11 protein-coding genes are annotated in these 14,707 nt (G+C 72.3%); 5 read left to right on the top strand and 6 right to left on the bottom strand.

What is annotated here, in order from left to right; translation table 11 throughout:
* Positions 1-28 precede the first annotated feature (28 nt).
* Positions 29-1,186 carry a glycoside hydrolase family 18 protein gene (locus tag E4U91_RS22465; protein ID WP_241678663.1) on the bottom strand — a complete coding sequence of 386 codons (1,158 nt, stop codon included), beginning with the start codon at positions 1,184-1,186 and terminating at the stop codon, positions 29-31.
* 115 nt (positions 1,187-1,301) lie between these two features.
* Between E4U91_RS22465 and E4U91_RS22460 the strand changes: the two genes are divergently transcribed.
* From E4U91_RS22460 to E4U91_RS22440, 5 genes are all read left to right on the top strand, one after another.
* Positions 1,302-2,810 carry a hypothetical protein gene (locus tag E4U91_RS22460; protein ID WP_241678662.1) on the top strand — a complete coding sequence of 503 codons (1,509 nt, stop codon included), beginning with the start codon at positions 1,302-1,304 and terminating at the stop codon, positions 2,808-2,810.
* Positions 2,811-2,936: 126 nt separating this feature from the next.
* Positions 2,937-5,894, top strand: coding sequence for a hypothetical protein (locus E4U91_RS22455; protein WP_137308499.1), 2,958 nt, complete (start codon positions 2,937-2,939; stop codon positions 5,892-5,894).
* Between the two features lie 11 nt (positions 5,895-5,905).
* Positions 5,906-6,757, top strand: a complete 852-nt coding sequence (locus E4U91_RS22450) for an immunity 49 family protein (RefSeq protein WP_137308498.1) — start codon at positions 5,906-5,908, stop codon at positions 6,755-6,757.
* Between the two features lie 172 nt (positions 6,758-6,929).
* Positions 6,930-7,796, top strand: a complete 867-nt coding sequence (locus tag E4U91_RS22445; RefSeq protein ID WP_241678661.1) for an immunity 49 family protein — start codon at positions 6,930-6,932, stop codon at positions 7,794-7,796.
* Positions 7,796-8,644, top strand: coding sequence for an immunity 49 family protein (locus E4U91_RS22440; RefSeq protein WP_137308497.1), 849 nt, complete (start codon positions 7,796-7,798; stop codon positions 8,642-8,644). Before E4U91_RS22445 ends, E4U91_RS22440 begins: the two co-directional genes overlap by 1 nt.
* Positions 8,645-8,940: 296 nt before the next feature.
* Here E4U91_RS22440 and E4U91_RS22430 read toward each other — a convergent pair whose 3' ends face one another.
* From E4U91_RS22430 to E4U91_RS22410, 5 genes are all read right to left on the bottom strand, one after another.
* Positions 8,941-11,598 (bottom strand): SpoIIE family protein phosphatase, encoded by a 2,658-nt coding sequence (locus E4U91_RS22430; RefSeq protein ID WP_137308495.1) that lies wholly within the window; start codon positions 11,596-11,598, stop codon positions 8,941-8,943.
* Between the two features lie 360 nt (positions 11,599-11,958).
* Positions 11,959-12,375 carry an ATP-binding protein gene (locus E4U91_RS22425; protein ID WP_241678878.1) on the bottom strand — a complete coding sequence of 139 codons (417 nt, stop codon included), beginning with the start codon at positions 12,373-12,375 and terminating at the stop codon, positions 11,959-11,961.
* 183 nt (positions 12,376-12,558) lie between these two features.
* Entirely contained in the window at positions 12,559-12,975 is a 417-nt protein-coding gene (locus tag E4U91_RS22420) for a (deoxy)nucleoside triphosphate pyrophosphohydrolase (RefSeq protein ID WP_137308493.1), read from the bottom strand.
* Between the two features lie 103 nt (positions 12,976-13,078).
* Entirely contained in the window at positions 13,079-13,345 is a 267-nt protein-coding gene (locus E4U91_RS22415; RefSeq protein ID WP_241678660.1) for an SPOR domain-containing protein, read from the bottom strand.
* Between the two features lie 498 nt (positions 13,346-13,843).
* Entirely contained in the window at positions 13,844-14,596 is a 753-nt protein-coding gene (locus tag E4U91_RS22410) for a GntR family transcriptional regulator (RefSeq protein WP_137308492.1), read from the bottom strand.
* Positions 14,597-14,707: the final 111 nt, after the last annotated feature.

The following is a 14,707-nucleotide window of genomic DNA, read 5'->3' as shown; positions in this document are numbered from 1 at the left end:
ACGCGGGCGGGCCGCACTCCGCGGTCCCTCACCCGGCCCTGTCGTCCGCCCAGCCCTCGCGGTACGCCGTCCAGTCGGCGTCCGTGGCCGCGAAGTCGACGTACAGGGCCACCCCGAAGTGCTCGCGGTCGGCGTCCGTGCGGGAGAGGCCGAGGCGGGCGCCGCGGACGGCGGCCCGGGCGGTCTCCGCATGGTTCCAGTGGCCGAAGCGGTTCTCGTGGTAGAAGGGCAGCCCCATCAGCAGGTCGGTGCCGGGCGGGGTGACCTCCAGCGCGAGCGAGGTCTGCTGGGCGACGTAGCCGCCGTAGGTGCTCTGCAGCGGCTGCATGGTGTCGTACGACATGACGGCGATCTGGTCGACGCGGCGCGCGACCTCACCGAAGAACGCCTGCGACCACCACTTGGGGTGCCCGGCGACCGTGCCCCAGAAGGAGTGGAAGCCGGGCAGCGGGTCGATCTGGTGGGCGGCGACCGACAGGGGGACGTTCCGGGCACGGGTCACGGCGTGCAGCCGCTCCAGCAGGCCGAGGTAGTGGCGGTCGCCCGAGTGCAGCGGCTCCAGGTCGAAGTGGGCGCCCTCGAAGCCGGCGTCGAGGACCTGCCGGGTGGACCGTACGACGTGGTCGCGGGTGCCGGCGTCCGCCAGCCGCATCCCGGTCGGCCCCTCGGTGGCGAGCACGTCCCCGAGCCAGGCCTGCACCCGCACCCCGGGCATCTCCCGGTGCACCGCGCCCACCAGCCAGCGGGCCTTGGGGTACAGCGACGCGGGCAGCGTGCCGTCGTGTTCCAGCGGCCCGGCGTGCACGTACAGGTCCTTGACCCCGGTGCCCGCGAGCCGGTCGGCCAGCGCGGCCACGTCGGCGTCGTCCTTGCGCCCGTCGACCCAGGCGTGCCCGAGCCAGAGGGCGTCCCGGCCCCGGGTGCGGGTGCCGTCGGCAGGGTCACCGGCGTAGTTGACGCGCAGGGCGATCTGGGAGGCGAGGACCGGGAGCAGGACCAGGAGGAGCAGGGCGAGGGCGGTGCGGCGGGTCCGGCGGGGCCAGGTGCGGCGGGGGGTGGTGGGTTCCTCGGCGGGGGGTGCCTCTGCCGGTGGTGCCCCTGCTGCGGCTCCCGTTGCCGCCTCTGCTGTCTCTGGCGCCTCTGTCGACGCCTCCGCCGGTGTGCCTGTCTCCGTCGGCCGGTCCACCCGGTGTCCCCTCCCCTGTCGCCCGGTCCACCGCCCCGCCCGGTGGGCGCGGGCCCGCCGCCGCCCGGCCGTACCCCGGTCGCGGGGCCGTGGCCGCGGTCATACGCTCCCGAATGTGACGTCGCCCCTGTTCCGAGGCCGGCCGCGGCGTGCCGGACCGCACCTGTCCGTGCGGGTGGCGCACGCCGTGCTCGGTGGTGCGGCCGGGTTCGTGTGGCTGGTGTTGCCGGGGATGACGCCGCCCACGGCCGCTCCGGTTGCGATCACCACGCCCTCACCTGTCGGCAGCACGGTGAGCGCGGCCGCCGCGACCGACGGTGACGAGACGTCCGGGGCGGACCTGGTCCTGCCCGTGGCGGTGGTGGGCGCGGCGGGCGCCCTGGCGGGCTACGGCTACCTGCGCCGCAGGCGCCGGGCCACGAGCCGTACGGCGCCGGGTGGGCGGACGGCGGACGCCCCACGGGCGGCGGACGGGGAGGCAGCGGCACCCGGACACGGGGGCGGCGAGGGCTCCGGGGAGGGCGTACCGGGACTGGTCGACGCCGAGAACCGGCTGCTCGCGGTCCGCGAGGAACTCGTCTTCGCGGAGGCGCGCGGGGGCCCGGAGGCGGTGGCCCCCTCGGCCCGGGCCGTGCGAGACGCCGAGGCGGAACTGGCGTCGGCGTTCGCGATGCGGCAGCGGTACGACGAGGGCGTACCGGCGGACACGGCGGAGCGGCGGCACGTGCTGGCCGGGATCGCGGGCCGGTGCGAGGAGGTGATCCGGACGCTGGACGCGGGATCGGCGGACCGGTCGGTCCAAGCGGCAGAGCTGCCACGGGCGTTGGAGGCCGCGGAGGCGCGGTTCCGTGAACTGACCGCCCGTACCCCGGCGGTGGAGGCCACCCTGTCCGCGCTCCACGCCCGGTACGCACCCACCGCCCTCGACGCGGTGACCGGGTACCCGGAACTCGCCAAGGACCGGCTGGTGCTGGCGACCACCGAGCTCAACAGCGCCCGGCAGGCGAGCGACATGGGACGCCCCGCGGAGGCCACCGGGCACCTGCGCGCGGCCAAGGGCGCGATCGCCCGGGCCGGGGTGTTCCTGGCCGAGACCGACCGGTTGGCGCGGGACCTGGACGGGGCGGCCCGGTTGGTCCCGGCGGCGCTGACCGGAGCGGAGGCGGAACTGGCGGCCCACCGCGCGCCCACCCGGCCGGAGGACGCGTCGCACGTGGCCCCGCTGCTGCTGCACGCCGACACGGTCCTGGCCGCCGTACGCGCGGAGGTGACGTCGGGACGGCCGTACGACCCCCTGGACCTGCTGCGGCGTGTCGCACGGGCGACGGAGCCCCTGGCCGCCGGGGACTCCGGGGTGCTGGCGGCCGCGGCGCGCCTGACGGCGGCCGACTCCGTGGCCGCGGCGGAGGCGTTCCTCGCGACGCACCGGGAGGGCGTGCGGGTGACGGCCCGGACGCGTCTGGCGGAGGCGCGGCGTCTGTTCGCGCGCGGGAACGCGGCGACGCAGGCGGACCGGGTCCGCGCGGACGACCTGGCGCGGGAGGCACGGGCGTCGGCGGAGCAGGACGTACGCCTGCGCGGTCACCAGGGGGAGCGGCAGCGTCCCGAGGGTCAAATGGCGTGAATCTCACGCACGTTGTAGCGAAGTGGTGACGACTCCGAGGCGCCCCGTGCACTTCTTTGTATGATGATCTGATCTTGACGCGAGTTGTCCGGTGAGGCGAGTCGGACGCACGGGGGTGAAGAACGCGTGATCAAGCCCGACGAGATCCCTCAGTTCACGGGGAACCTGTTCCAACTGGAGCTCGACCATGCCGCGTTGAAGAAGGACGCGGGAAACGTCCGGGACACGGGCAGTGATGTGCACTCCCAGTTCCAGGGGCTGTCGGCGTTCTACAAGGCGCCCGAGGCGGAGCAGTTGTTCGCGACGACGAAGCCGGTGCAGGACCGGGCGGACGATTTCGCCACGGGTCTGGAGACCGTCTCCGGCGCGCTGTCGTCGTACGCGACGGAGATCCGTCCGCTCGTCGCGAAGCTGGCGGAGCTGAAGACGAAGGCGCAGACGTTCGTCGCCTCGGTCAAGGACGACGACGACTGGGAGTACGACGAGGACAAGGTCGGCGAGCACAACCAGTTGCGCGATGACATCACGGCGACGGTCGCTGCTTTTTGGGCGGCGGAGCGTACGTGCCACAACAAGATCACCGCGATCTGGAACGGCACCCAGATGGTGGCGGGGGACGGCTCTGACCGTAAGGACCAGTACGGGTTCAACGCGGAGGACTTGAAGAACGCGAAGCTTCCCTGGGGTGACCCGGTGGAGGAGAAGCACCACTGGTACGAGGTCGGCCACTGGGTGAAGTCCTTCGTGTGGGACGGGCTGATCGTGGACGGGGTGTGGGGCACGATCAAGGGCCTGGGCACCCTGGTGGGTTTTGGCGGCTGGGAGGCGATGGGTCAGGCGTGGAAGGGCCTCGCGCAACTCGCCACCGGTCTCGCCCTGGCGTCCATCCCCGGTGTCGGTACGGCCTTCTGGCTGCTTCCCGACGACAAGTTGCCGTCCTGGATCCGTGATTCGCGTACGGCGATGAAGGAGACGGGCAAGGCGCTGGTGGCGTGGGACGAGTGGGGGAAGAACCCCGGCCGCGCGGCGGGCGCCGTCACCTTCAACGTCCTGACGACGGTGTTCACGGGTGGCGCGGGCGGTGCCGCGGCGGGCGCGGGCAAGGCCGGCGCGGTGGCGAAGGTCCTCTCGGTGGCGGGCAAGGCGGGCAAGGTCATCGACCCGATGACGTACATCGCCAAGGGCGCGGGTGCGGGCCTGTCGAAGATCGGGGACATCACCAAGGCGTTGAAGGGCGTCGGGAACATCGAGATCCCGAAGCTGCCGGAGACGGCCATCCATCTGCCGGAGGGGACGTCGGTCCTGCCGGACGGGACGGTGCACCTGCCGGAGGGTGCGACGGTGCCGGCGGGGCTGCACGAGTTGCCCGGTGGCGGGTTCAAGGTGCCCGACGACGTGCCGGTGGTGCACGAGGACGCGCTGCCGGTGAAGGCGGAGGGCGGCGAGCCGACCCTGTACGCCGACGGCCACGGCAACATCGTGGACGGCCAGGGCAAGGTCCTGCTCGACGTGGACAAGCCCGGTACACAGGACATCGTGGACCGCCCGGCGGGCCCGGACAGCACGGGCCCGGCCGGGTCGGACGTCCCGCGCGTGGACTCCCCGGCGAAGGTCCCGGCGATGGCGGGCGCGGCCCCGCACACGGTGGACGCGGGCACGCACATCAACCTGGGCGACAGCCTGGGGGACGTGGGCCGGGTCGGCGAGGACGTACCGGTGGCGCCGGGGGTCCACGCGGGCGGAGACATCCCGAACGTACACGCGGGCGGCGACCTGCCGGGCACGCAGGTGGGCGACCACCTGCCCGGCGGCCACGCGGGCGACCACCTGCCCGGCGGCACGGCCGACCACCTCCCGACGGGAACCGCCGGCTCCCACGTCCCCACCAACAGCATCGACACGCACGTCCCGGCGGGCACGGCGGACAACGCGGTGCCGGGGACGGGCGACCACGCCCCCGGCGGCCACACCCACGACGCCACCAACCCGGGCCACGACCTGCCGGGCCACGGCGGCGACACGCACGTGCCCGGCGGCCACGGCACGGAGCCGCCCGCGGGCACGGGCGGGCTGGACGACCTGGGGGATCTGGGCGACGACGGTGTCCGCGCGGGCGACGATGCCGCCCACCACCCGGACACCGGCCACCACGCGGACGACGCCGCCCAGCACCGCGCCGAGTACGAAGCCGCCCGGGACAAGCCCGCCGACCAGCGGACGCCGGAGGAACGCGCGGCCGTGACACGGGAGCACGTGCGGCTGGCCAACGAGGACCCGGTCTGGCGGGCGGAGCACTACGACAAGTGGGGCCCCGGCAAGCGCAACAACGCGGAAGCACTGGTCGACGGCCAGTTGCTGCCGAAACTCGCGGAGAAGCCGGGCGGCGGCTGGATGGCGGCCGACGACCTGCCGTACGCGAATTCGGAGAAGTACCACCTCAACCCCTTGGAAAGGGGAAGGCACACGGTCGGTGCCGAGCACCTCGGTCACCTCGACGATGTTTCGGCCAAGCGGGTGGCCGGCATGGAACTGACCAACGCGGAGAGGGCCTACAAGAACAACGCGACCGATGACCTCGCGAACAAACTCCTCGATGCGCAGGAGCATTACAACAACGTCGTCGGTGAAGGCATCTCCAACAACACCAAACTTGGCGAGGCACTCGGGGAGGAAGCCGCCCGGCGGCACATGCTCCTGCAGGACGAATTCGCTGGGGCGCACGAGATCACCGACCTGCCGGAGACACCCAACGGGTCGAAGAGGTTCGACCAGTTGTGGCGTGACGAGGACGGCAACCTCATCATCGTCGAGGCCAAGGGGCCGAACGCACGGCTCGACTGGCGTCGCGGCAACGGTGTGCTGGACAGCGGCACGATGGTGAAACAGGGAACGCTCGAATACGTCCGCACGATCGTGGCCGACATGGAGGAGCGCGCCCTCTTCTCCCCCAACGACGCCAAGTACGCGGAGGAAATACGCACCGCCATCGACAACAAGAGCCTGCGTTACGTCCTCGTCCAGGCCACGGAAAACACCGGTAAGTATGCTGGGGCCGAGCTCAAGCACTTCAAGATCTTCGACTAAGGAGCAACGCGTTGGTCTCGATCATCGCCCGCCCCCCGTTGCCGACGGGGAACGCGGAAGAAGGCCTCGCCGTCCTCCAGCACAACGCCGAGAAGCTGATCGACGGTCTGGAAGAGCGCTCGACAAGGCTGGGTGACGCCCAGCGCACCACCCTCACCCTGGCCCTGTCCCGGTGCCTCCTGGACCCTCGGGCGGCGATCTACCCGACGTGGGACGCCTGGGTCACCGCAATGCAGGTCGGCTCCGCCGTGTTCGCCGCCGCAACGACGGCGGAGGACCAGGTGCAGTGCCGTATCGCGCACAAGGACCGCACGCTGGGGGCCACCGGACCGCAGTGGTACGTGAACCCGGGGAGCTGGCTCAGTGCCTTCTACCTGGCCGTGGTGTGCCGCGAACGGGACCGGATCACCGCCTTGTGCAACGTGCCGGTCTCCCTCCTCCGGGAGAACGGCGAGCAGTTCCAGCCGTACCACTACGCCTGGATCGAGACCCTCCAGGCCTATTGGCTCGGCAGCTCCGACCTCGGCGCGAAGCTGGTGGCGGCGGTGGATGCCACGGACCCGCAGAACGTTACCGACCCTGAGACGGTGGGCAAGCTGATCTACCCGCCCATGGAGGTGTTCCACAGGTTCGTCCGCGAGGACGCGGCCGGCTTCAACCGGGCGCTCACCCAGGCCGTGCAGTGGCACAAGGAGTACTGGACCGAGGAGGACCGGGCCTTCCAGGCGTCGGGCCTGGTCGCCCTCGCCCCCCTCGCCATGGCGTGCTTCGCGCACGACGCGGGCATGTCCGTCGAGGTCGAATCGGAGTACCTGCCCGCGGTCCTCATCAGCCGCAACTGGTGCGGTGAGTTCCCCACCTGAGGTCCCGCACCGCCCGGGGCACCCGCTGGACCACTGGGCGCCCCGGGTGGCGCGCCGGAGCCGTAGCGCACGACCGTACGCGGACGGGGGCAACTGGCGAGTTCGAGAGCTGGACGGGACACGAGACCTACCGGGCCGGGTTCGACCCGGTGGCCGCGTCCGAGGAGAGCACGTGGTTACTGGCATCACCCGCCATGAGTTCCGCACCGACAACGCGACCGAGCTCATGGCGCCGATCACCAAGAGCACGACGGACGCGCTCGACCACGTGGAGACGTCGGAGGACGACCGCTACGACGCCCTCGACCTGTCCGTCACTCTCGCGAAGTGGCGGTGTCTGACGGACCCGACCGCGGGAGAACTCGCCACGTGGGAGGCATGGGTCACTGCCATGCAGGTGGGCAGCGGGCTGTTCGCCTCCGGTACGGCGACGGAGGGTCCCGTACCGTGCCGCATCGGCAGCACGGGTGAGGTGAAGCACCTCCCGGCGACGGGACCCCAGGACTACCTGCATGCCGGCAACTGGCTGACCAGCTTCTACCTCGCCGTGATCTGCCGCGAGAATGACCGGGTCAATCAGTTGGCGCAGGTACCGGTCTCCTTCCTGCGCGCATCCGGCGCCGAGTTCGACGAGTACATCTACGCCTGGGTGAAGACCCTGCAGGACTTCTGGTTCGGGCGACGGACCACCTGGGACACCCTGGCCACCGCGGTCGACGGCACCGATCCGAGCAACGCGCGGATCGCGGGGCCGGAACTGATGCTGAAGATCCTGTACCCGCCCATCGACCTCTTCCAGCGCTACCTGCGGCGCGAAGCCGAGCAGTTCCACGCCGCCCTGGTCGACGCCCTCACGTGGCACAAGGAGTACTGGACCGCGAACGAGGCCCGCTCCCTCAGCGGCGAGGGCCTCGTGGCGCTCGGCCCGCTCGCCGTCGCCTGCATGGCGTACGACGCCGACCTGCCCGTGGAGGTCGAGTCCGAGTACATCCCCCGGGCGCTCCTGAAGCGCTCCTGGATCGGCGAGTACGACACCTGATGCAGCGGCACGGTGCCCCCGGGCCCCACTCGGCCGAGTGGGCGGAGTCGCTCGGTGAGGACGTCGCTGCGGACGCGGAGCGGATCGAGCGCCGTCCCGGCAAGATCGACTTCATGTTCAGCACGGCGCTGCTCCACCTGCAGGCCCGGTGCACCGTGGACCCCCGGGCCGCGGCGCTCGAGACGTGGGAGGCGACGGTCAGCGCCCTGCAGGTCGGTTCGGCCCTGTTCGCCATGACCGGTGAGACCGAGGGCACCGTCGACTGCCGCATCAACCACAAGGTCCGGCACATCCCTGCCCTCGGCCCCCGTCCGTACGCGGACGCGGGAAACTGGCTGACCACCTTCTGGCTCGCGATCGTCTGCCGCGACCAGAAGCGCATGGCCCGACTCTGCGATATCCCGGTCGAGCGACTGCGTTCCCCCGAAGGGCAGTTCGACGCGTACGTGTACCACTGGGTCGAGACCCTTCAGGCGTACTGGCTCCAGCGACCGGGACTCGTGGAGAAGCTCACGGCCACGCTGCAGACCTCGACCCCCGAAGCGGTGACCGTCGCTCCGCGCGACCTGGTACAGAACATCCTCTATCCGCCGATCAACCTCTTCCACCGCTTCGTCCGCAAGGACGAGGCCGGCTTCAACCAGGCCTTGGTCGAGGCGCTCGAGCTGCACAAGGCGTACTGGACCGCGGACGAGGACCGGGCGAACGACCCCGAAGGCCGCATCGCCCTCGGCCCACTGGCCATCGCCTGCCTCGCATACGACGGCGGCATCCCCATCGAGGTCGAGTCCGCTTACCTCCCCAGGCACCTGCTCCAGCGGGGCTGGCTCGGCGAGTTCGAGATCTGAGCCCGCGATCCCGCCCGTGGTGATCCCCATGACGCGGCCGGAGCCCATGCACGTCCTCCCCCCGTGCGTCTGGACCGACGACGAGCGGGACTTGATGCGGCTCGGGCACGTCAGCCGCGAGAGGGGAGGGAGGGCACGTACGCACGGGCCCGCCGGCCGGCCCTTCGGCCCTGACCCGGGCAGGGCGTCCGGCCGGCGGAGTGGGCGGACCCGGTCACGGCGCCGGAATCTCCTCCAGCCGTTGGCCATCGAACCGTAGCGACCCGACACCGGCCCAGTACCCGCTGGGAACAGGCTCAGAACAGGCTGAGCAACGCCTCCGCAGGATCCGTCAGGCCCGTTTCGCCGTCCGGCAGGGGCAGTTCGAACCACACCGTCTTGCCGCGCGGCGTCCGGCGCGAGCCCCACGCCGCGCTGAGCAGGCCGACGAGCTGGAGGCCGCGGCCGCCCTCGTCCGTGTCGCGGGCGCGGCGCCGGCGAGGCTGGACCAGGCCGGAGTCCCAGACCTCGCAGACCAGGGTGCGGTCGAGCAGCAGGCGGAGCCGTATCTCGCCCTCCCCGTAGCGCAGGGCGTTGGTGACCAGCTCGCTGACCAGCAGCTCCGTGGTGTCGACCAGCGGCTCCAGGTCCCAGCTGAGCAACTGCCCGCGCGCGTACTCCCGCGCCCGCCCGACGCTGCGCGGCTCGCGCGGCAGGGTCCAGTCGCCGACCGAGTCGGTGGGCAGCCCCTGCACCCGTGCCATCAGCAGCGCGATGTCGTCCTCGCCGTGGTGCGTGTCGAGGGTGTTCAGGACGTGGTCGCAGACGTCCTCCAGCGGCCGAGAGGGGTCCGTCAGCGCCCCCACGAAGGCCTGGAGCCCCTCGTCCAGGGGGTGGTCGCGGGACTCGACCAGGCCGTCCGTGTAGAGCGCCAGCAGCGCGCCCTCGGGGAGTTCGACCTCGACCTCCTCGAACGGCTCCCCGCCGACGCCGAGCGGCATCCCGGGCGGCACGTCCAGCATCAGCGCGGCCTCGCCCGGCTCGACCAGGACGGGCGGCAGGTGGCCCGCGTTGGCGAACGTGCAGCGCCGCGTCACCGAGTCGTAGACGGCGTACACGCACGTCGCCAGGTACACCTCGGACAGGTCCGCCTCGCGCGGGCGGCGGGCCGCGCGGGTCGCCTGCTGCACCCCGCCGGGCGTGCCGAGCCCGCGGGCGATCTCGTCCAACGCGGAGAGCACCTCCGCCGGTTCGAGGTCGAGCAGCGCCAGGGTGCGTACGGCGGTGCGGAGTTCGCCCATGGCGACCGCGGCGCGCAGTCCGCGCCCCATGACGTCGCCGACCACCAACGCCGTACGGTGGCCGGGAAGTTCGATGACGTCGAACCAGTCGCCGCCGACCTCGCTGGGCCGGCCCGTGGAGGCGCTGCCGGGCAGGTAGCGGCAGGCGATGTCCAGGCCTGAGGCGACCGGGTCGCCCGGGGGCAGCAGGGACCGCTGGAGGATCAGCGCCCGCTCGTGCTCCCGGCGGTACAGGCGGGCGTTGTCGATGCACACGGCGGCCCGCGCCGCGAGTTCCACGGCGAGGTCCCGGTCCCGCTCGCCGAACGGCTCACTGCCCTTGGTCCGTGAGAACTGCGCGAGTCCTACGACCGTGTCGTGGGCGACCATCGGCACGGCCAGGGTGGACTGCACCAGGCCGCCCTCCTCGCCGGGGATGTGCTGCGGGCGCGCGGTGCGCAGGGCGTCCGCGCAAGGCGAGTTGAAGGGGAAGTGGTGCACCGCGCCGACGGCGACCGGGGCGACCGTACTGGCGAAGGGGGCGTCGGAGACGGCGGAGGAGAAGGCGACCCGGCGCAGTTCGGCGCTGCCGTCGGCGAGGCCGGGCGGGGTCTCGTCGCCGACCAGCAGACCCTGGTAGAGGTCGACGGTGGCCAGGTCGCAGAAGCCGGGGACGACCACGTCGAGGAGTTCGCGGGCGGTCGTCTCCAGGTCGAGGGAGTTGCCGATGCGGGCGCCGGCCTCGTTGAGCAGGGCGAGGTTGCGCCGTGCCGCGGCGGCCTCGCGGGCGGCGGCACGGCGGGCGGTGATGTCGGTGCCGAGCCAGGCGATGCCGATGGGGCGGCCGCTGCCGCTGTGCACGCGGTAGAGGTTGATCGACCAGTGGCGGCGCTCGTCGGACTCGGGCAGGTAGCCGGTGACGTGCATGTCCGTGATGGAGTCGCCGGTCTGCAGCACCCGGCGCAGCACGGCGGTGACCCGCTCGGCCTCGGGCCGGGGCAGGTAGTCCTGAACGCCCTTGCCGCGGTGGTCGTCGGAGGTGCCGCCGAAGAGGGACGCGAACCGCTCGTTGGCGCGCCGCACCTTGAGGTCGGAGTCGATGAGCAGGAAGCCGAACGGAGATTGTCCGAAAATGGCCTGCGAGGCGGCGAGGTCGGTCTCGATGCTGCGCAGCGTGCGGACGTCCACGACGATGCAGACGGCGGCCTTCTCGCCGTCCTGGGTCCGCGTCGGCATGACGTAGACCTCGGCGAGCCCGTCCTGCCCCCGGTCGCCGTCCGGGCCCTCGGGCATCCGGAAGGGGACGACCCCGGTCCACTCGCGGCCGTCGAGGATCTCGGCCATCTTGCGCTGGCCGCGCTCGCGCAGGTCGGGGTCGACGAACGCCTCGATGGGGTCCCTTCCGACGGCCCGCTCCGCCGGGATCCCGAAGATCTGCTCGGCGCGCAGGCTCCACTGGTCGACCAGCCCGTCGGGGCCGATGGAGAAGGAGGCGACCCTGATGTAGTCGTAGATCGAACCGGGCGGACTGCTCTGCCACATGGCGTCACCGGGCGCGGCCTCGCCGTCTCCGGGACCACGCTCGGCGTCGGCGGCGAACGCGTCGGCGGCACCGGCGAACGCACCGGCGGCCTCCGTCCTCGCGCCGCCCGACGGGTCCTCGGACTCCGTGGCCTTCGCTGGTATCTCGCTCACGCGAACCGTCCCCTCCAGCTCACCGCGTCCGGCACCGGTCACCGGCGGCGGCTGCCCGCAGTATCCAGCACTACGGCGCCGCGCGACACGGTGTTCACGATCACAGCACGGTCCAGGCGTTTTTTGGTCCGTGCCGTGAGAACACTTCCAGTCTTCTAACCAGCGGACACGCCCTCGAACCGCCCCCTCGGGGAGTTGTCTGCGGCCGGATCCCTGCGGTGGACAGGACGTCACGCTCCGTACACCGTGCGCCCGCCGATTCCCCGTCGATCCGGAGACCGGGTACGACGGCATCAGTAGAAACGTACGGGCGTCCCGGTACGGGTTTCCCGGCGGGGCCCCCTCATCCCGCCGCCCGGCTCAGTCCACCCGGTCCGGCAGCGCCAGTTCGAACCACACCGTCTTGCCGTCGGTTCCGGGGCGGCTGCCCCAGCGGCGCGAGGCGGACGCCACCAGTTGCAGGCCGCGGCCGCTCTCGTCGTCCGGCCGGGCCACCCGTTCGCGCGGCAGCTCGGGGAGCGGGTCGGACACCTCCACCAGCAGGACCCCGCCGATCCCCGCGGGGCGCATCAGCCGGACGCCGATCGGGCCGGTGGCGTGCCGCAGGGAGTTGGTGACCAACTCGCTGACCAGCAGCGCCGCGACGTCGCTGACCGGCTCCAGGCCCCAGCCGCGCAACTGCCCCCGTACCGCGGCCCGTGCTGTGCGCACCGCTCCCGGGTCGGCGGGGAAGGTCCACTCGGCGCGGACGCCTTCGGTGTCGATCACGCCGATCACTTCCCAGGCCAACGAAGGTCACCCCTGTCCGTTTTCGCGGGGTTAATGGCCACATACCCGATATCCCGGGGCAAGTACCGCACCATCGGGCGCACGGGGTCACGAACGGCGTACGGCGGCTGCCGGGCGCTCCGTGCTGCCTCCGGGCCACCGCCGACGAGCCCCCGGCCCCCGGCGGGCCGTTTACGAGCCGTGCGCTTCCGCTGCCCACTGGGCGAGCGTCGCCCGTACGGCCGGGACGTCCTGGTCCAGCCAGTCGACGTCCCAGACCTCAGCCGGGGTCAGCCAGCGCAGCGCGTCGTGGTCCTGGAGGGGGGCGGGGGCGGCGGAGCCGGGGCGCAGCCGGGCGGTCCAGACGTGCAGCACGTACGGCGGCCGCAGCGCCCACTCCCCCGGGACGGGTGCCAACGGCTCGGTGTCGACGCCCAGTTCCTCGCGCAGCTCGCGCACCAGGGCGCCCTCTGGCCGCTCACCCGGCTCGACCTTGCCGCCGGGCAGCTCCCAGCGGCCGGCGAGGTCGGGGGGTGCGCTGCGGCGGGCGGCGAGCAGGCGGCCACCGTCGAACAGGGCGGCTCCGACCACCACGATCCGTTCCGTCACAGGCGGGAGCCTACGGGATGCCGAAGGGGCCGAAGCTGCCGAAAGGGCCGCCCGATGGGATGCCAGGGGGCCAAGGGGCCGCCCAACCGGACACCCGAGGGGGTCAGTTCCGGGCACCGCCGCTGCGTCCGTTTCCCGCGGTACGGGTGCCGTCGCCGTGATGGGCGCCGTCGCCGTTGCGTGTGCCGTCGCCGTTGCGGCTCTGGCCGATGCGCTCGACCCAATAGAGCTGCTTGTGTCCGCGGTCGTCGAGGCTGTCCGCGATCTTCTGGGCCTCGGCCCGGGTCGCGTACCGGCCCACGCGGTAGCGGTTGCCGTTGTCGTCCTGGCGTATGACGAGCCACGGCAGAGGGATCGTGCCGTCGTTCATAGGACCCCCCGCCTCCTTCCCGCGCGGGACCGCCCAGGTCCCGTCCGCGGTCCGCCCCGTGCCCCGCCGTCCAAGGAAACCGCACACCGCATATGCCCGAGCGTACGCCTTACCTTTACTCAGCGAACACGGATTTTCACAAAGAGGTACGCAACCAGCCAAGACGGAGGGGGCGCACGAGATCGAACGCGCCGTCCGCCCGGCGCGCGACCTCCGGTCGGCGGGCGGCGGGCACACGGCGGGGGCATCGCGGCGACCTGCGAGAACGACCGGAAACGACCGGATACGGGACTGGAGCGGACCGATCGGGACCCGGATCTGGCCGGGTGCGGCGGGGCCGGGGCGCGCGCGATCGCACGCCGTCGGACTATTCACACCCGGGCCGGCCAGCGGCCCCCGACAGCGCACCGTCGGCCGCAGCGGCCTGCGCCCGCGCCCTGAACCCCCTGCCCCGCCCCCGCCCTCGCCCCCCGCTCCCGCCCCCGCTGCCGCCGGCGGCTACCGCACCGGCAGGTGGTACGAGACCTGGTACCGATCCGCCGGAATGACCACGTCGGCCGTCTCCACCGCGCGGCCGGAGGCGTAGTACGTGCGCTGCACGACGAGGACGACGTGGCCCGGGACGCCGCCCAGGGCGAGGAGTTCCTCGGCGAGGCCGGGACGGGCGCCGACCTCCTCGGTGACGTTGTCGACGATGACGTCGATGGCCCGCATGCGCTCGACGACGCCCATGCCGCCGAGGGGCCCTTCCTCGGGCAGCATCACGGGCGTGCGGCCGGTGACGGCGAGGGGCTCCCAGGAGGTGGAGAGCATCATGGTCTCCCCCGCCTCCCGGAACACGTACTTGGTGCGCATGACCCGGTCGCCCGGCTGGATGCCCAGCCGCTCGGCGATCACTACGCTCGCCTCGACCTGCTCGCTGCGGGACTCCCAGGTCCCGCGGGCCTCCGCGTCGGCCTGCTCCTGCCGGAACGGCGTGGCCCCGCCGGTCGGTCGGTAGCCGGAGCGGTGGACGCGGCGGGGCACCGGCCGCTCGCGCACGTACGTCCCGGATCCGGAGCGTCCCTCCACCAGGCCCTCGGCCATCAGGACCTTGCGGGCCTCCAGGGCGACGGTGTCCGAGACGCCGTACTCCTCGCGGATCCTGGCCTGGGACGGGAGGCGGGTGTGGGGTGGCAGTGAACCGTCGACGATCTTCTTGCGGAGATCACCTGCGACGCGCAGGTACGCCGGCTGCTCACCGAATGTCACTGGCCGCTCCCATCAGGTTGTACAGACAGCAACAGCGTGGCAACCGTGGGTTCGCCCGTGCAAGCAAAGGCCAGGGAATCACTCGAAGTGATGACATCTGCGGGAGAGGTC

The organism is Streptomyces lasalocidi, assembly GCF_005280215.1.
GTDB classification, from domain to species: Bacteria; Actinomycetota; Actinomycetes; order Streptomycetales; family Streptomycetaceae; genus Streptomyces; species Streptomyces longwoodensis.
The sequence above is the reverse complement of the archived record's forward strand: the minus strand, read 5'-3'. Positions and strand labels throughout refer to the sequence as shown.

Coding starts and splice junctions, on each gene's coding strand:
- E4U91_RS22440 (WP_137308497.1), top strand. CDS start 7,796: ATGCAGCGGCACGGTGCCCCCGGGCCCCACTCGGCCGAGTGGGCGGAG.
- E4U91_RS22415 (WP_241678660.1), bottom strand. CDS start 13,345: ATGAACGACGGCACGATCCCTCTGCCGTGGCTCGTCATACGCCAGGAC.